This window comes from Martelella mangrovi, from assembly GCF_040545495.1.
GTDB classification, from domain to species: domain Bacteria; phylum Pseudomonadota; class Alphaproteobacteria; order Rhizobiales; family Rhizobiaceae; genus Martelella; species Martelella mangrovi.
The window spans coordinates 38,019-54,642 of sequence record NZ_JBEPLY010000009.1; the positions used below are offsets into that span (position 1 = coordinate 38,019).

The window sequence follows — 16,624 nt, forward strand, 5'->3', positions numbered from 1 at the left end:
AACACGTGGTGCGCCTATCTCATGGCGATGTGAGTAACTTCCCATCCCGAATCATGGGAGATCTGAAGTGAGACCCCAGCGGCGGATGACGTAAGCGTCGCAAGTGTCACGGCGAAGCGCTCGAAAGTGCCAACATTGAGATCGAAATAAAACAGCGCGTCCGGTGGCTCGTCGACATACCATTGTTTTGCTCTTACGATCGCAGACGCTTCGTTCAGTTCGACCTGGAGGTCGTCGTAGAGCAAGCGGCGCCCGCGAACGAAATCCTCAAGAAAACGTTCCTGACGCGACTGCGTGCTGTCTCGCGACCATTCCTCGTAGTAGCCATGGTCTTGGTAGGTTTCCACTAACCACGCCGCGACGCCTTCAGGCGACAATCCAGCGTGCTCGCCGAGACTGATGAAGCTTGCGATATGGTTGAACAATGCAGCCCTGCGCTCACTTGCGACCACAGCGACTCTCATAGGGCCTGCAACTGCTCGTTCCAGAGCGAGCAGATCAATCATGTGTTGCTACCGAGCGAAGTTTCAGGATGCCATTATTTCGCAAATCTTGCACCAGCTCCCAGCAATCTTGCAGTGCGACATCGAGATCAACCTCGTATTCTTTGGTGATTTCCTCTCCTATCATTTCGATTGAACGCTTTCCGTCAATCAGCTTGAACATCGAAGCTGCGGCTTCATTCAGGGCAAAATCTGGATTAATCACTACCCCTTTGAGATAGCTGCGCCATTCAACATTGTCGTTCAATACTGGTATCGCGGTTACATCTATTTCTGACGGTTCACTTTGACTGGACGCGATTTCCTGTCCCATGGTTTGTATCCCTTATCGTGTTTTAGATGGGCCCCACGAACATACGGTGGGGCTACTTGGTTGCGACAAGCTTCCAAGAGATTGTGTTCGGTGGGGCCTCCTCGAAGGGAGAGTCTTGGATGTGTTCGATGATTTCGAGCATGTCTTCCTCATCGAACACGAAGTCGGCCACTTCAAAATTCTGTGTTTCCAGGTTCTTGACAAAGGCGCGGATGGTTTCCGGTTCAAGGCTCTCCTCCAAGGCTTGGACAGCAAAGCGGGCCAATTCTGGCTCTGGGATCATCCTCTTGAAAAACGAAACGGCCTGGGGATCAGGGTAGCTGTCGATAATATACAGGGTCCCGCCAGGACGAAGGACGCGGACACATTCGCTTAGCGCCGTAGGTATGTCATGCCAGTGGTGCAGGCATGAATAGGAAACGACCAGATCGAACGTATTCGACTTGTAGGGAAGTTGGTGGACATCCGCCGTGTCAAAAACAATCTGGGAGCGAAAGCCCCGTTGGTCGGCGCGTTTCGCGGCAAGCGCAAGCATGGTCGGGTTGATGTCAATGGCTTGGACCTTAATGGGCGGTCGCGCCGCCATTTCGACTGACAGATAGCCTGGACCCGATCCAACATCGAGTACCGTTTCTATCCTCTTAGACACTTCGCGGAATATCGTTCGAGCTATCAGGGGATACAAGAATGGCTGATACTTATCGACGAAACGCACGTAGTCCAAACATCTTTCGGAGCTAAGCAAACTTCGGACCTCGGAGAGCTGGTGAATTCACAGCGACACTTGCGGCCATAGTCGGCCGCAAGTGCGACGGTCTAATTAGTGACCGCTAGCGATAACCGCACGACGCAGGCGAACGACGCGGGCGGAGCTGTACTTCTTTTTCATGACTAGTTACCTCTTGCTTATCTGGAGTAGCGGGATGCCACCCAGCAACCACCAGTGTTCATCAACAACTTCTTCGAGTCAACTATAACCTACTCAAAAGAGAGGAAAATATACAAAATAATTCACTCTTTATGTCAATAGGCATTTATAAAATAAGTAATATGTAATTCTGCCAAGTATACTTCATAGAAATACTTAGATGTAAAACTGTAAAATAGTGATGTAAATATAAATTTAATCTAATTCATACCTAACCACCCGCACTTTGATATTTTCTCAGGCACGCTATCCATGTGCTGCCTGCAACAGCAGCCATGACCGGGCCAGCAAAAAGAGACAACGGGAGAGCGGCGTCTCCGAGCACGAATCCGCCCTTGTTCAAGAAAACAGACACAGGAACAAAGCTGAAGAAACCGAGCGGTAAGACAGTCACGAGCAACCATTGCAAGAACACAGGAAAGATAGTCAGCGGATAACGCGTCAGCTCCCAAAAGCCGAAGAAAAGATCCGTTAGGAATTCTGCTTCGACGGCAATCATCGAAAATGCACCGAGCGTCATAAAAATGGACGCCACGACCATGGCCCCGCTTAGTGAAGCCAGAAACAGATAGATCAAAGGTAAGACCCTTACAGGGATTCCGGGCTGAGACAGGGCCCAAAACATCAGCGTCAAAGCTAGAATGAAATGGCCCGCGTAGCCCGTGTTGACGTTCGAAAAGATCACATAGGCCCACGATCGTATGGGACGTGTAAGAGTGACATCGAAATTGCCGGACCTGATCAAATCGCCGAGGCCGCGAAACTGCGCTTGGCTGAAAGCCGCGCCAAGCGCGTAGGTGAAGAGCTGAAAGGCTAACAATACTCCCATCTGGGGCCATGTCCATCCACCTAACTCGTTGAATTTGCGGAGAACGACCCATATTCCAGCAAAGATGGCTATATAGTTTGCGATCATGCCCGCCATATGCAGAATGAATGCACCGCGATATTGGAGCCCAGACTTGAGAGATAAGCGGACAAGGTGAAGCCAGACCATGAATTCGCGCTTCATAGTCAGCCGCCTTGCACTGTCAGGTGATTGACAAGTCGCCCCCACAACGCGTGAGCGACCAGGGCAAGTGTAGCGCTCCATACAATTCCGATACTGAGGAGGCCAAATGCGTCAGGAGCCTCTACCTTTCCGAGATAAACGGCCGCGGGGTAGAAGCTGATCCAAGAAAAGGGCAGGTGTGTGATCAGCACTTGCACTGTCTCTGGATAAAACCTGAGGGGAATGGCCTGGCCGGACAGCAAGACGACGCACGCACTGATCGTCCACTCCACCGGTTCCTCTTTATAGAGATATAGAGTCCCCAAGCCGCCGATTAGGACGACCAGAAACATCAAGAAAAAGGACAGCAGAAAAAACAGCAAGAACAACGCGCAGTGAGACAGATCAACGGGCGGTTCCAATCCATATGTCAAGGCTATTAAGGCCAAAGCTGGACAACCTACGACAATGACTTCGAACAGTTTCTGGCCGCAGGATTCGGCAAAGAGCTTCATCGGAAAATTAACGGGTTTAAGGAGATGGACGGCAATGTCGCCAGACTTAATCTGGCGACCGAGTTCTCGGAGCGTCCGCCGCCATCGCCAAGCCGTCAAAACCGTGAATCCGAGAGTTGAATAAGTGATCGCTTCCTGAAGCGAGATGCCGTCGACCGATGAAGAGTTGCCATACACCGCCTGCCAAATCGAAGCGAGTGCGACCGACGCGATATAGGATTCCAGCACTTGCAGAAAAAAGCGCCCGCGGTAAGTCAGCGCGACATGAAGGGAATTTCGGAAAATTGCCAAGTACATGGCTCACGCTCCCACAACGCGAAGCGGTTCCGGACGGCTCATGCCGTAGAATGCCCTGATCACTTCGTCGGTATCGGGCTCCTCAAGCCGCACGTCCTCAAGGGGAAGGTCCTTCGGCAATCTTTCCAGAATCTGCAGAAGCGACAAATTTTCCCGTAATATTTCGAAGTAAACCGTTGATTCTTTTGCCTCGATCAATTGGAGATCCACTACAGAAAAGGCGGGCACCGAATGGGAAAACTGTAATTTCACACGGCGATGAGTTCCCAAATGATTACGCAACTGCGACAGGTCGCCATCAAACAGCAGCTTGCCGTTGTCGACCATTAGGAGCCGCGGGCATATCGCCTCAATATCTTGCATGTCGTGAGATGTGACCACCAGCGTCACGCCACGCTCAAGATTGATCCGCCGAAGGAATTTGCGGACAATGTCTTTGGCGACCACGTCAAGACCAATTGTCGGTTCGTCGAGAAAAACAATCTTGGGGTCATGTAGGAGTGCGAGGACAATCTCGCAACGCATTCGTTGACCCAGACTGAGGTTGCGCACCGGGCGCAATAGTAGGTCGTTAAGGTCCAAGAGAGTCACAAAATAGTCAAGGTTTTTGCGGAAGTGCCCTTCCGGCATTCCATAGATATGGCGTGACAGGTCAAAGGACTCGGAAACCGGCAGATCCCACCAAAGCTGGCTTCTTTGGCCGAAAACAGTACCAATCTCACGGGTATTCTTCATCCGGTCCACGTGTGGGACACGTCCGAGTACGCTTAAGTGACCATGAGTTGGAACGAGAATCCCAGTCATCATCTTGATCATTGTGGACTTACCCGCTCCATTGGGACCGAGATAGCCCACGGCCTCGCCCGCCTCGAGATCGAACGAGATGTCGTCAACAGCCGCGATCTCATCCGTGCCCGAGGACACAAACGACTTCAACGCACCAAAAAGCCCGGAAGCCTGCTTCCTTTGGCGATAGCGTTTGACCACATGTTTGGCGGATAGGATCGGAGGCATATAACCACTTTGTCTTGGATGTGTCACCGCAACCTATAAGAGGTGGAATACAGTTTTGTGACGGACGTTTCGTGGCATTCGCCCGCTGTTGGTTTTCACGCGGAACTGAGCCGGTTTTTCCACCGAGAAGTGAGCCACCTCTGAGTATGGTTTTCTGATCAGGCTTTGGTCAATGGTGTGGCCTTTTCTCCTCTCTTGTGTGCCGCTGCGGCCGAGCTGGCCTTGAAGCGGAAGCTGTCATTTCCTGTTTCCAGGATGTGGCAACGGTGTGTCAGCCGATCGAGCAGAGCGGTGGTCATCTTGGCGTCGCCGAAGACTGTGGCCCATTCGCTGAAGCTGAGATTGGTGGTGATGATGACGCTGGTGCGCTCGTAAAGCTTGCTCAGAAGGTGGAAGAGCAATGCGCCGCCCGAGGCGCTGAACGGAAGGTATCCGAGCTCATCAAGGATCAACAGGTCGAGACGGACCAGGGCTTCGGCAATTTGGCCTGCCTTGCCTTTGGCCTTTTCCTGCTCAAGTGCATTGACCAGTTCGATGGTCGAGAAGAAGCGGACCTTTCTGCGATGATGCTCGACTGGACCTGTCACGGAATTGTTCCGCTCCTTTGACTTGGTATTTTGCCACAAAGGAGAAACATCATCGCACAAACACCGACCCCGGAATTCCGCGCTGAGGCAGTGCGGGTCGCATTGACCAGCGGTTTGCCGCGTAGGCAGGTGGCGGCAGATTTTGGCGTCGGCTTCTCGACGCTGAGCCGTTGGATCCAGCAAGATCGGCGCAATCCTGAGAAGCCAACGACCCAGTCCGATCTCGAGCGCGAGGTCGCCGAGCTGCGGAAAGAGAGGGGTGGCTCTACCTGGCTGTCATCCTTGATCTGCATTCAAGGCGCGTGATCGGTTGGGCCGTCTCAAACCGCATGAAACGTGACTTTGCGATCAAAGCCTTGAACATGGCCATCGCCCTGCGAAGACCGCCGAAAGGCTGCATGCATCACACCGACCGTGGCAGCCAATATTGTTCTCACGACTATCAAAAAAATCCTGCGCCAACATGGCTTCGAGGTGTCGATGAGCGGTACTGGAAACTGTTACGATAACGCGGCGGTCGAGACATTCTTCAAGACGATCAAGGCCGAGCTATTGTGGCAGCAGTCCTGGCGAACGCGTCGTGATACCGAAGTCGCCATCTTCGAATACATCAACGGCTTCTACAATCCGCGCCGTCGCCACTCAGCCCTGGGCTGGAAAAGCCCCTTGGCTTTCGAGGGAAAGGTAGCTTAAGTGAGCAATCCGAGCGGCACAAATACGCGACAGGTCCAATCCATCGGTGTCCCGAAATCGTTCCTTCGGGAGATCGGCCGGCAGGCTGAAAAATACGGCCGGCAAACAACGATCGTGACCAGCGCCGGCGAAATCAGCGTCTACGACGGGGACACCATCAAAATTGGTAGTCAGCGGATGCGATTGCTCGACATCGACACGCCCGAGATTTTCAAGCCGCGGTGTAGCTACGAGGAAAAGGTGGGGTATCAGGCGCGGGACCGGCTGCGGGATCTAATCGGTCAGGCCGGAACGGTCGAGATCATCGACAGCGGGACCACTGACAAGTACGGTCGGAATCTGATCCATGTCGAGGTCGATGGGCGAGACGCCGGGAAAATCCTTGTCAGCAAGGGCTTGCACTTCGGTATCGTGGCGGTTCGGCCGCCTGGAACGAGATAAAACGGCATTGATGCGGGTGAACACGGAGCGGACAATGGGCCAACTCAGCGAAAGCGACTTCGAAGGCTTTGAACAACCAGATTGGGATAGTCTTCTCGACAAGCGCGATTACATCCACACGCTAATCGACCATGTCGAATGGGATGCCCAGCTTCGAGCAATCCGCCTGCTTCTAGGCCGCAATCGCAAGTCACGGGAAGAGGCCTCCGAGTTCATCAAACGTGATGGGGAGGAGCTGAAATCCTACAAGGGGTCGCACCATGATCATTACGTCGATCAACACGTCGACCTGATCCATGATAGCATCTATGAAGACGCGGCTGAAAGCATGGCTGCAATCGGGATGATTGCACCAATGGTGGAAAGTATCCTCTGCCAAGCCATGGCAGCGCTCGGTTATATGTATCAGAAGAAAAACATGGCGCCCCGGCGCACAAGCGTTGGACGCGGGCGGATAAAAGCGGGTGCTCATGGGATGTTCGCTGGAACGGGCAGTTCCATTTAAACGATAAAAACGAGGCCAAAAACAACATTTCGCGAGGCGTTCATCAACTCGCCGATGCCTGCGGTCTATTACCATATCTGCCGTCCGATTTCATGACCTGGCTTGATGCCATGTTCAATTATCGGAATTACATGTTCCATGGGGGCTTCGAGTGGTCTGTTCGCAGCCGGGAGAAATTCGCGAACTTAATCGACAAAAACGGATGGCAGCAATTTTTCACTTGTTCGACGTCCGGTGGCGAGCCGTGGATCTATTACCTGACGAATGAGACCATCGAAGACATGCCAATTCGTGTTGGCGACATGCTCGATGGTTTGGGAGAGTTCGCCAAAAATTTGCCTTTTGAGCTGATCTCAGAGGGGTGAAACGGCTTGCGGTTTAACCTTCCGCCCTATCTGGCGGCCGCGCTCTATGCCTTCGGCACGCAGCCAGCCTTTGGCCGTCTTCGCCCATGCGGGTGACGATCGCTAAGGCGATGCCTTTTCACCGGAAACGCGGCGAACGACCTGATCGATCCATGCCGGATTGACCTTCGAAAGCATTTTCCGGGGAAGGTTCAGTCTCCGGATGAATGCCAGCCGCTCGGTCACTTCCAGAATGTTGTCCAGCGTTGCCCGGCCCGCATCGGCTTTCATCGCATTGAAGCCAGTTGGTGCGTCTGCGTCGGCGAGGGAACCTTCCATCAATACGATGGTCTCGTCCGGTAGCGCGGCGCTCACCTCATGGAGCCAACCGTCCAGATATTGCTGGCGTTGCGAGCGGACCAGCCGTTCAAGCTCCTTGGCCGAAGGGCCATAGATGTTGCGATCCCGGCACCACAGGAACACCGCCTCAAGCATGGCGCTGGCAGATTGGCCCGCTGGGCAGAGTTCGTCCATAATATAGAGAGACAAGACCTCCCGGTCCGCCCGCTTCATCCGGCGAAATCCGAGATACTGCAAAATCTCGGCGCAATTCCGCCGGGCCGTTCGCCCGTTGAAATCATATCCCGACAGTTCATCAGCATGGACGCCGAGCTGTTCGGCCAGATAGTCGGCTGCATCATGTGGAATTGCGGCGGTGTCATCGGCGAAAAAGCCGCGTGCGCTGAAAAACTTCAACTGCGCCGCCGAACCGAGCCTTGTTGCCGCCGGTTTGGAATTGATGAAATCAATGTCAGCGAAGCTCAAGCTCCATAGGCCGACAAAATCCGAACTCGAAATACTCGTACTCATCACCACGCTCCTCAAAATGGAGCGCAATGTCACGAATAGGCGTTTCTCAGGTCAATCCCGCAAGTCATGTTCCCACAACGTTCTTCGAGTTGGCCAAAATCGCAGCTTCGGGCCGACTGGGCCTATTAAGTAGTGTAACCGATCCCCTCATCCTTTCAAGGACGCATTCACCCAGGGCGTGTCGCAAAAGTCAGTCGCGAAACTCTGACTTTTGCGACCAGTGGTATTCCGGTGTTGCTCAGCTCTTTCAATTCAAGCACAAGCCAAATCTCAGGCAGTGAGGGGTCGAATTTGCAGCAACCAGAGTCCATTTTCGTCGATCGCCCATTCCATGTCGAATCCATGCCTGCCGAACCCAGAAAGGCACTGCAGCGCAAGTTCCCCCAAGTTAATTAACTCCTCAGCGGTTAAAGAGGATTTGTGGCGAAGACACAAATCCAGATGCTCCTCGACAACTCCACCCTCCGCGGATGCACGGATAGCGATCTGCTTATCTCCCAGGGTCCGCTCCAGCAGCACAAGCTCCCTATTCATCCGGAAAGCGTCAGGTGTCACCAAGCCACCAACGACGCTTTCACCCAAACCCCAGGCAGATTCGATATAGAAGCAGTCCTCGCCCGTGACCGGATGGCGCGAAAAAAGTACTCCTGCAGAGCGCGGATCCACCATTCGTTGGATCAGAATGGACATGGCCACACGATCGCACATCGAACGGTGCGCCATATAACCCTTTACCCCGGCAGAATCCTGAGACTGGAACACATCGATGATGGCCTGTAGCAGTTGGTCGACACTTTGAATATTGACAACGGTGAGGAATTGACCGGCAAAGGAAGCATCCTCTGAGTCCTCTGCGCTAGCAGAAGATCGGGCGACAACGCACCCCCCTAACGTTCGGAGCAATTCACCCCAGTCGCAGAAACGAGAGAGCTCATCAACCGTCAGCGTTTCGATAGCTTTTAATGTGATGACCATGCCTGCCGGGACAGGCAGTCCCAATTGCAACGCCTTCGATAGCCTGCTGGCCTTGCCGCCGTGGTGTGCATCATGTGCAGCGCTAAGATCGACTATATTAATTTGCATGTCCTCAACCTACGCCAAATTGAGAGTTACCAGTACCTCTTCCACCCAACCTTCATGGCCGTTCACTCGGACAAGCGCTCCATCCTTCAGCCGCCGCGTCGCCTCGCCTGTGCTGACCACGGCGGGAATGTGTTGCTCCCTAGAGACAATCGCCGCGTGGCTGAGCAACCCGCCTCGATCGGTTACAATAGCACCAATGATCGGCAAAACGATATTATATGCCGGCGATGTTGTGGGAGCTACGATCACATCACCCGGAAGCACCCTTTTGAGGTCTTCTGGAGCGGACACAATGCGAGCAGTTCCAACGTAGTCACCTGGGCTGGCCGCCAGCCCTTGGATTCTGTGGGCGTTATCAGCAGTATCCGCCTTGGCCGCGAACATATGGAGATTGGTCTCTTGAATCGCGTCATGTAGCCGTTGTGCTGAGGCAGGTAACCAGTCTAGGATCGGGAAAGTCATCTCAGGCCCTAGACGATCCGGGGCCTCGTCCACAGTAATTCTCTGGCGGTTGTTGGCTCGCGCAGTAACGTCATGTCGTGTTGGACCCGCGCGATAGACCGTTAAGGTCGCGACCTCCTCGACAGTGAGATCGAATATATGTTCTGGGTTAGAGAGCTGTCCACGATCGGCAAGCCGACGGCCTGCCGCTCGTAATGCCCGACGTAGCAGGCCGGTCGCCCAGCCATCGCCATAGAAGGTTCGCTCATCCCGAAGGCGATAGACCAAATGGGCTTCACTAAGAAGAGCGTCAAATTCGGATCTGGCTTTCGGGGAGACCGTCTGCCGTAGTTTCCGCAATTCGTCTTTAACCGCAGGCGTGGTTTCTTCCAGATATGTGGATTGTAGCATATTCTGGATTGAACTCAGAATCACTTCAGGAACTTCATTGGCTGTTGGATCGGTAACATCGTAGCCCGAAAGAGGGCGCCAACCAATCGCATCGACATATTGAGCCACCGCGTCAGAAAGCTCGGCGTCAAGATTTTGCAGGATCTCTAGTGTCCGGGCACCGTTTTCGCCTCCCTCCAGTATGGCGGTTGCAGTGGCGTTTTGGGCGATGGCATTACCGACTAGCGCCAACTCCCGCCTTGCCCCTGCCGAAACGGTCGCTGTTCCCTTAAGCAAATTGATGAGTTGCAATGGCGTGCCGTCAACCAGTCGCGAACCACGCGACAGGAAGTCACCGACAGGCACATGACAGCTATTGTTTAGGGCGTGATGGCAATACATCGCCCTATAGAGATGCCTCGCCGCCAATTCCAGATGGGCAGCTAGCATCTCATCATCCAGGCTTGCCGGATCGACAGCTTGGAGCGCGCGGTTACCGTCCGCCAATGCCGGTTTCCAGTGCGTATCCCAATGTTGAAGTTCGGTGCGCCAAGGCCGCTCTTCCCAAATGGATTCGCTTCTTGCAATGGCCGCCGCCACTCTCGGGTTACCCTCCTGGAGTTGAGCATCGATATCGTCAGTTCTATCAGCCGCGACCCCTAACCAGCTAGGAGACCCGTATGGCACGTTCGCAACAACCGCAAAGTCCCATATCTCAATCTCGCCATACTCGGCGGCCGATACCTTAAGGCCATCGGTAAGAGCGCGAGTATAAATGCTACCGAATGAACCCGAAATTGGCCTAGACCAATGCTCTTTGTCCTTAAACCATGTACCGGTAGTCGGCGGATTGAACAGTGGCATCCTCATAAATTGGTCCTGGCTCCGATGATCAAATGGCCTTTTCGCTAGAGGTGTTACGATCGAATGATTTGCCCTTCCGGACATAGCGAGAAGCGAGTCCTAGCGAATTTTTTGGAAATGCTTGCTACCATCCCAAAGCATGTCATCCCCATCACTTTTACACGTTATACGAGTGTATATGTATTTATCACCCTGGAGTTGACAAGACGGAATTGGTGTGTCAACCTCCCGACCATATGAATAACGCGTAACACTTTTATGAAGCTCAAAGTCCAAGCGGTCCGCACCGAGCTGCCGGACGTCGGGGCTCCATGGTCGAAGACGCCAATGATGGAATTCAACGTTGTTTCTGCGAAATGCCATAGCATGGGGCGAAGCGGCAACAGCTCCTGGAATCTCACCGATTTTCGGAGCCATCGCTGGGTAACCGATCAGGCGACAAGCTTTCCCTAGAGAAGGTGGTAAGCATGAGGGAGAAATGAAACTCCTGAAGACACTTTTTAACAGGCACTAGGCCGCATTCGCCAGAATGAAGTCAAGCAAAGGTTGAATGACAGCAATGAAAAGCTCGTATATTGATGAAATCATGAAGCCGTATTCCCTGACGACGTTTCGCGATGAATACTGGGAAAAAAAGCCCTTCTTCGTTCACAACCGGGGCCGAGTGTGGCCATTTACTGATCTGATTGACTTGCTGAAGAGCCCTGAAGAGCTTACCAAGCACTATGGAAGTCTTGTCACGGCCTTCGGATCCGCGATTGTGGACCTCAAGGAAGGACTGGCAAATCGAATGCTTGTTCCAGGTCAGCGCGCGGTTGAGCTATATAAGGAAGGATGCACTCTCGAATTTGATCACCTCGATCAGCATATTCCGCAACTGCGCGACATGCTCGACGAGTTTCGCACGACTATGGGAATGCCGACGGGAACCTTCACGAAGTCTGTATCATATATGTCGCCCTCCTCGAGCGGTCTCGACATGCATTTTGATGCGTTCTCCAATTTCGTCTTTCAGTTGGAAGGATCGAAGACCTGGTGGTTCAAACCCAACGAGAATGCGCCCTTCCCTCTTCAGCACTATGAATTGGACGAATATCCATATGTTCCCGAAGACCTAAGGGAATATTGGACGGGCACTCCTCCTGCTGCTCCACCAAACGAGGACACCGATTATTTAGCTGTGCACATGGAGCCAGGCAGTTTCCTGTATGTGCCGCGGGGATGGTGGCATGGGACAAAGGCCAGCGGTTCGTCGATCTCTCTCAATCTGACCTTCAGTCAGCCGACTTGGCTTGATTTAGCGCTGTACGTGGTCCGCAAAAGGTTGAGCCGTTCGCCGATTTGGCGTGAGGCAGCAGAAGGCTTCGAACCGAACGGTGAAGGCGCCGCCGGCGCCAGGGCTAAGGATTTGGCCGCCCGAATCATCGATGACATCGGAGATATCTCAGCTTCCGATCTAACGGGCGCTCAAACGATGGAGCACGACTCCTATCAAATTGCCAACGCCGTCATGCGGCAGACCACCGAGCTCCAACTCTAAGAGCGGTTTTCGAAGCACATCTGGATTGTTGCATTGAGTTTGGCTGGTCGGTTCAATATTCTGCCGCCTGCTGAAGTGCGAAAAAGGTCATGGGAAGCAGAGTGACAAATCTCCCTGGAGGCAGCGAACTGATGTCGCCACTTGTCCGCAAGTTTGACCAGATTGTCGATCGGTATTGGGACTTCCCCGCCATTCGCGATGGCGGCCGGGAAGTTTGCTACAAAGATCTTCGCGCAGATGCGATGGCGTTGGCCTTGCACTTATACGATAGCTTGGGTGGGACAGGTCGCTTGATTGCGATTTGTACGAAGCGCGATCACCGAGCCCTTGTTGCGATGCTTGGTGTTTGGGGTTCAGGAGCGGCATTTCTGCCCTTGGACCCCGACCAAGGGGATTTGCGAGTTTCCGCCATTCTTGATGACGCAAAAGTGGACGCGATCATATGTGACGATACTACCAGCGCCTTATTTCGGAACCGAAGCGAACCGCGAATCGATTCCTATGTAGACGGCCGTTCACACCAGGTGGCCAGGTGGCCAGTAACGTCTCAATTCGAGGCCCTCGCCTATGTAATCTACACTTCAGGCTCCACTGGTTTACCCAAGGGCGTTGCGATCGATGCGTCGAGCGTTCTTTTTCTAGTAGAAGTCGCACATAGCAAGTTCGGTGGATCACAGAGAGATTGCTGGAGCTGCTGTCATTCCTTTGCTTTTGATTTGTCAGTTTGGGAAATATGGTCAGCGCTGCTGAACGGAGGCTGTGTTGCTCTCGTTCCGAAATCAATCTCGGCTAATCCGAGACGGTTGGCGGAGCTCATCGAGCAGCAAGGAGTGACAGTTCTTAATCAAACGCCATCCGCGATCCAATCATTGGATGTGCTGCTTCAGAAAAGTGGAAAACGGTTACAAACGCTCCGCCTTGTCGGCGTCGGTGGGGAAGCGATCGGACAACATCTCGCGGATCGCCTGTCTCGATGGGATATGCCTGTTTTTAACCTGTACGGACCGACCGAGACCACCGTCTGGTGTGCCAGCGATAGGCTCGCCGCGGGTTCGAAGGCGGACGAAACTACAGCCTGGATCGGGAGACCTTTTTCGGGATTTCACTTCCGCGTCACAGACAATTCTGGTCGGGAGGTTTCTGATGGCAGCCCCGGTGAGCTTTGGATCGCTGGCCCCGGCGTAGCCCGCGGATACTGGAAGCGACCTGACCTGACCGCAGATCGTTTTGTTGAGATACCGGACAAGGCAGCTGGCCTTCTACGTTTCTATCGCAGCGGCGATCAGGTCAGACGCCTGTCCGACGGTCGCTACGAGTTTCTCGGCCGCATGGATCTGCAGGTCAAGATTCGCGGTCACCGCGTCGAATGCCATGAGATCGAAGCTGCTATGCTGGCCTGCCCCGGAGTGGAGCGAGCGGTCGCCTTGGTGGTTCCTGCTCCGCAAGGCCACAACCGGTTGGTCGGCTTGTGGGTTGCTACCCCGATTGCGGGCATACATGATGGCCAACAACTCAGCACGCTACTGCGGCGACGACTTCCCGGATACATGATGCCATCGCGGCTCATGCGACTCACGAGCTTTCCAACGAACAATTCAGGAAAGATAGACCGCGCAGCGTTGACCAGGCAGCTTTCGCAGAGCGAATTAGCGTCCGAACCGGCAGACGCGATAGTGAACTCGGCTCCCGGTATCGAGAGCATTTCTCAAGTCCAGAGTATTCTAGAAACAATCATCGGCACAAGCGGCCTAAGGCTAGACGATGACTTCTTTGCAGCTGGAGGAGATTCATTGCAGCTCCTGGAGCTTCAGATGTTTCTGGAGAAATATCACAAGGTGGAACTTGATCTGGAAGCTTTCCTGCGGCGCCCAACCGCGAACACGCTCTTTCACCTGCTGCGTAGTGCACCAAGTAGTTTGCCGCTGGTCCCCTCTGCGGAATCGGTGTTTCGTAGTTCTTGTGGCCAAAAACGCATGTGGCATCTGAGAGATATGGCCCAGGACTGCATGCATTACAATGAGGCTCGCGCATGGGTGTTTGAGCATCCCGTCAAGGAAGAGGAAATCCTTGCCGCGTTTAAACACCTCGCCGATCGCCACACTGCCCTGAGGACAGTTTTTCAGGAAAAGCAAGGAGAACTTCTTCAATGCGTACTTCCTGATTTTGAGCCGCGTGTCGTTGTAGATCGAGTAGACCGTGGGACCGTGCGGGAGCGGGACCTTCTGGCGGCATGCCGGCTTACAGCGTTTGATCCAACGGTCGAACCACCTTGGAGGGCCCTGGCCTTAACGACGGCTACCGGCGGAGCCGTCTTGATGCTGTGTGCCCATCATTTGATCATCGATGAATTATCGTTCGACATATTAGAGCACCAGATCGTAGCGTTGCTTGGCGGGGATTCCACCGAATGGTCTCGTGTAGGTTATGGCGAGGCGGCCGAATGGCTCCGTGACCACATGGAGCGGGATAGGTCTTCAGCCCACTTGTTCTGGCAGGGCCGCTTGGCGGGGTGGCAACCCTTGCGTTTGCGATCTGATTTGCAGTCTGAGGATCATCCAGACGGCACGTCAGCGCCCGCCGGCTATGCCGAAATTAGACTAGCAGCCGAAAGATCTCTCAAAATTAGAAACCTCGCGCAAGCTCTTGGTGTAACGACAGCGGCTGTTGCGATGGGCGTGACGTTGACCGCGATGCGTCATCTGATTTTGAGCCCGCAAGTGACATTTGGAACGGCATTCCATGGACGCCTACGTGCGGAAATGATGCAGATTGTTGGTTTTTTTGCAAATCCGGTCTGGCTCACCTGTAGCCTTGATCACACGACATCACTTTCCGACACCATTCGGCATATCGCGCACGAGCTTCGTTCGCTAGAACTTTATGGCGCGTATCCTGCGGTGGAGCTGACAGGGGCGCCACGAGGCACTTACGGCCGCATGCAGATTCATGTACGGCGTCTGCCGTTCTTGCCCTCGTCGATAAGAAGGAAGCCGTTGCCACGACCGGACACTACGCGATCGACGTATTTCAAGGTCTTTTGGGACTACGACGCCGAGAGTTGGCAAGTCACAATAGAATACAATGCCAATAAATTTAATAAGGACACGATCGACACACTTCTAGGAAATATAGACGCCGTGGCATCTGCCGTCGACAGTACCGCCCATGAGAGTGACCAATCGGGTGTGAGCGTCCGGTGAAGGCATTTTTGCAGCTTCGATATGTTGAAGCTATTGGCCGCGCTTCAGTTCGACGGCCATGATGCGCTCGATCCTGTCGGGATCGCACTGCCTATCAAGTAGGAACTGGCGAATGCCATCTTCCCATGTGCGGATGTCGGCGAGAAGGTCTCGGAGATCGTCCACGCCGTTGTCGCTCGCCACCCGTCAGGATCTCAACCTTGGCCATCCGTACCTTGTTACGCCACAAATGAATCATCAGCGACGTAACTTGCGACAGAAAGGTGCTTCACCAAAATCGGCTCACCGGACGCTCACACCCGGGTGGCGCTACACGGAATAATTTCCTGACCTGTCGTCCTCAGTCCAAATTGCGCGAGCAAACACAACTGGAGAGAGCGCCATTGCCGCTGTGATCAGACTGCCTTGTAGTCCCGCAGGAACTGACGCCTGACGCGATCAAGGCTCTGCGCGAACACAACCATGTCGGCCAGCCGGTCTTTGCCCGTTACCTGAACACAAGCCCGTCAACGGTGCAGAAATGGGAAACCGGCGCCAAGCGGCCGAGCGGGCCGGCGCTCAAGCTCCTGTCTCTGGTACAGAAGCACGGACTGCAGATGCTCGGTTGACGGGTTTCCCGTGACAAAGAAATTTTGCCATCATAGTCTGACGTCATGAACGCTGAACATTGGTCCGATCCAGAAAACGACGCGATCGTCGCCGTCTACTTCGACATGCTGCAGCAGTCCCTTGGCCGGTCCAAAGGCTCGATCGAGTTCAAGAACTGCAACATCTCGGCAGCCCTGATCGGCTTCGGGCTTCCTCACATCGGCGGCTACCAACCCCGCTTCAATTTTCAGATGGCGCTGGCGGAGGTCGTTTCGCGATGGCTTGCCAGAAACCCGTCGTTCGAGACTGCAAGCGCGGCGAAAATGCATCCGGGTTTCGCGGAAGCCTCGCCCCTGTTTTCCGGCGTACCGCCGACGATGAAGAATGCACCGCCTCTGGCCGAACTGTCACAAATCGAGGCGATCGCGCGCAGATTTGACGTGGCGGGAAGGGATGAGCGAAACCGCTCGCTTGGCAAAGCTGGCGAAGAGCGCGTTTTCCATCACTAACGCGCCCA

General features: G+C 54.0%; 15 protein-coding genes and 5 pseudogenes. 10 read left to right on the forward strand and 10 right to left on the reverse strand.

Annotation, left to right across the window (positions count from 1 at the left end; all coding sequences use genetic code 11):
• Positions 1–14: 14 nt before the first annotated feature.
• The 7 genes and pseudogenes from ABID12_RS13265 to ABID12_RS13295 form a co-directional block, all read right to left on the reverse strand.
• Complete coding sequence (locus ABID12_RS13265; protein WP_354434603.1) at positions 15–506, reverse strand: hypothetical protein; 492 nt, start codon at positions 504–506, stop codon at positions 15–17.
• A complete protein-coding gene (locus ABID12_RS13270; RefSeq protein ID WP_354434604.1) occupies positions 499–816 on the reverse strand; it encodes a PqqD family protein in 318 nt (105 codons plus the stop codon). Before ABID12_RS13270 ends, ABID12_RS13265 begins: the two co-directional genes overlap by 8 nt.
• Before the next feature lie 52 nt (positions 817–868).
• Entirely contained in the window at positions 869–1,531 is a 663-nt protein-coding gene (locus ABID12_RS13275) for a class I SAM-dependent methyltransferase (protein ID WP_354434605.1), read from the reverse strand.
• A gap of 424 nt (positions 1,532–1,955) precedes the next feature.
• The gene (locus ABID12_RS13280) at positions 1,956–2,756 is read right to left on the reverse strand and encodes an ABC transporter permease (protein ID WP_354434606.1); all 801 of its coding nucleotides are present in this window, start codon (positions 2,754–2,756) and stop codon (positions 1,956–1,958) included.
• Positions 2,757–2,758: 2 nt separating this feature from the next.
• Positions 2,759–3,547: an ABC transporter permease gene (locus ABID12_RS13285; protein WP_354434607.1), complete on the reverse strand. Its 789-nt coding sequence runs from the start codon at positions 3,545–3,547 to the stop codon at positions 2,759–2,761.
• A gap of 3 nt (positions 3,548–3,550) precedes the next feature.
• A complete protein-coding gene (locus ABID12_RS13290) occupies positions 3,551–4,561 on the reverse strand; it encodes an ABC transporter ATP-binding protein (protein WP_354434608.1) in 1,011 nt (336 codons plus the stop codon).
• A 158-nt stretch (positions 4,562–4,719) separates the two neighbouring features.
• Positions 4,720–5,136, reverse strand: a pseudogene (locus ABID12_RS13295) (ATP-binding protein); the annotation flags it as partial.
• A 102-nt stretch (positions 5,137–5,238) separates the two neighbouring features.
• Between ABID12_RS13295 and ABID12_RS13300 the strand changes: the two are divergent.
• The 5 genes and pseudogenes from ABID12_RS13300 (at position 5,239) to ABID12_RS13320 (ending at position 7,152) form a co-directional block, all read left to right on the forward strand.
• Entirely contained in the window at positions 5,239–5,454 is a 216-nt protein-coding gene (locus ABID12_RS13300; RefSeq protein WP_354434609.1) for a hypothetical protein, read from the forward strand.
• Positions 5,400–5,841: pseudogene (locus ABID12_RS13305) on the forward strand (IS3 family transposase); the annotation flags it as partial. The gene ABID12_RS13300 and the pseudogene ABID12_RS13305, both read left to right, overlap by 55 nt.
• Positions 5,842–6,282, forward strand: coding sequence for a thermonuclease family protein (locus tag ABID12_RS13310; protein ID WP_354434610.1), 441 nt, complete (start codon positions 5,842–5,844; stop codon positions 6,280–6,282). It begins immediately after the preceding pseudogene.
• 34 nt (positions 6,283–6,316) lie between these two features.
• Entirely contained in the window at positions 6,317–6,787 is a 471-nt protein-coding gene (locus tag ABID12_RS13315; protein ID WP_354434611.1) for a hypothetical protein, read from the forward strand.
• A gap of 92 nt (positions 6,788–6,879) precedes the next feature.
• A complete protein-coding gene (locus tag ABID12_RS13320; protein ID WP_354434612.1) occupies positions 6,880–7,152 on the forward strand; it encodes a hypothetical protein in 273 nt (90 codons plus the stop codon).
• 108 nt (positions 7,153–7,260) lie between these two features.
• Here the strand turns inward: ABID12_RS13320 and ABID12_RS13325 are convergent.
• The 3 genes and pseudogenes from ABID12_RS13325 to ABID12_RS13335 all read right to left on the reverse strand — a co-directional run.
• A pseudogene (locus ABID12_RS13325) lies at positions 7,261–8,001 on the reverse strand (DUF4158 domain-containing protein); the annotation flags it as partial.
• 270 nt (positions 8,002–8,271) lie between these two features.
• Positions 8,272–9,084 (reverse strand): PEP/pyruvate-binding domain-containing protein, encoded by an 813-nt coding sequence (locus tag ABID12_RS13330; protein ID WP_354434614.1) that lies wholly within the window; start codon positions 9,082–9,084, stop codon positions 8,272–8,274.
• Positions 9,085–9,093: 9 nt separating this feature from the next.
• Positions 9,094–10,785 (reverse strand): PEP-utilizing enzyme, encoded by a 1,692-nt coding sequence (locus ABID12_RS13335; protein ID WP_354434615.1) that lies wholly within the window; start codon positions 10,783–10,785, stop codon positions 9,094–9,096.
• A 544-nt stretch (positions 10,786–11,329) separates the two neighbouring features.
• Between ABID12_RS13335 and ABID12_RS13340 the strand changes: the two genes are divergently transcribed.
• From ABID12_RS13340 to ABID12_RS13360, 5 genes and pseudogenes are all read left to right on the forward strand, one after another.
• Positions 11,330–12,319, forward strand: a complete 990-nt coding sequence (locus tag ABID12_RS13340) for a JmjC domain-containing protein (RefSeq protein ID WP_354434616.1) — start codon at positions 11,330–11,332, stop codon at positions 12,317–12,319.
• A gap of 131 nt (positions 12,320–12,450) precedes the next feature.
• A complete protein-coding gene (locus ABID12_RS13345) occupies positions 12,451–15,519 on the forward strand; it encodes a non-ribosomal peptide synthetase (protein ID WP_354434617.1) in 3,069 nt (1,022 codons plus the stop codon).
• Positions 15,520–15,550: 31 nt separating this feature from the next.
• Positions 15,551–15,667: pseudogene (locus ABID12_RS13350) on the forward strand (IS5/IS1182 family transposase); the annotation flags it as partial.
• Positions 15,668–15,920: 253 nt separating this feature from the next.
• A pseudogene (locus ABID12_RS13355) lies at positions 15,921–16,127 on the forward strand (helix-turn-helix domain-containing protein); the annotation flags it as partial.
• Between the two features lie 45 nt (positions 16,128–16,172).
• Positions 16,173–16,616, forward strand: a complete 444-nt coding sequence (locus ABID12_RS13360) for a hypothetical protein (protein ID WP_354434618.1) — start codon at positions 16,173–16,175, stop codon at positions 16,614–16,616.
• Positions 16,617–16,624 lie beyond the last annotated feature (8 nt).

What these genes read in the sequence shown, in the direction of transcription:
- ABID12_RS13265 (WP_354434603.1), bottom strand. Translation starts at nt 506, where the DNA reads ATGATTGATCTGCTCGCTCTGGAACGAGCAGTTGCAGGCCCTATGAGA.
- ABID12_RS13270 (WP_354434604.1), bottom strand. Translation starts at nt 816, where the DNA reads ATGGGACAGGAAATCGCGTCCAGTCAAAGTGAACCGTCAGAAATAGAT.
- ABID12_RS13280 (WP_354434606.1), bottom strand. Translation starts at nt 2,756, where the DNA reads ATGAAGCGCGAATTCATGGTCTGGCTTCACCTTGTCCGCTTATCTCTC.
- ABID12_RS13285 (WP_354434607.1), bottom strand. Translation starts at nt 3,547, where the DNA reads ATGTACTTGGCAATTTTCCGAAATTCCCTTCATGTCGCGCTGACTTAC.
- ABID12_RS13290 (WP_354434608.1), bottom strand. Translation starts at nt 4,561, where the DNA reads ATGCCTCCGATCCTATCCGCCAAACATGTGGTCAAACGCTATCGCCAA.
- ABID12_RS13315 (WP_354434611.1), top strand. Translation starts at nt 6,317, where the DNA reads ATGGGCCAACTCAGCGAAAGCGACTTCGAAGGCTTTGAACAACCAGAT.
- ABID12_RS13320 (WP_354434612.1), top strand. Translation starts at nt 6,880, where the DNA reads ATGACCTGGCTTGATGCCATGTTCAATTATCGGAATTACATGTTCCAT.
- ABID12_RS13330 (WP_354434614.1), bottom strand. Translation starts at nt 9,084, where the DNA reads ATGCAAATTAATATAGTCGATCTTAGCGCTGCACATGATGCACACCAC.
- ABID12_RS13335 (WP_354434615.1), bottom strand. Translation starts at nt 10,785, where the DNA reads ATGAGGATGCCACTGTTCAATCCGCCGACTACCGGTACATGGTTTAAG.
- ABID12_RS13340 (WP_354434616.1), top strand. Translation starts at nt 11,330, where the DNA reads ATGACAGCAATGAAAAGCTCGTATATTGATGAAATCATGAAGCCGTAT.
- ABID12_RS13345 (WP_354434617.1), top strand. Translation starts at nt 12,451, where the DNA reads ATGTCGCCACTTGTCCGCAAGTTTGACCAGATTGTCGATCGGTATTGG.
- ABID12_RS13360 (WP_354434618.1), top strand. Translation starts at nt 16,173, where the DNA reads ATGAACGCTGAACATTGGTCCGATCCAGAAAACGACGCGATCGTCGCC.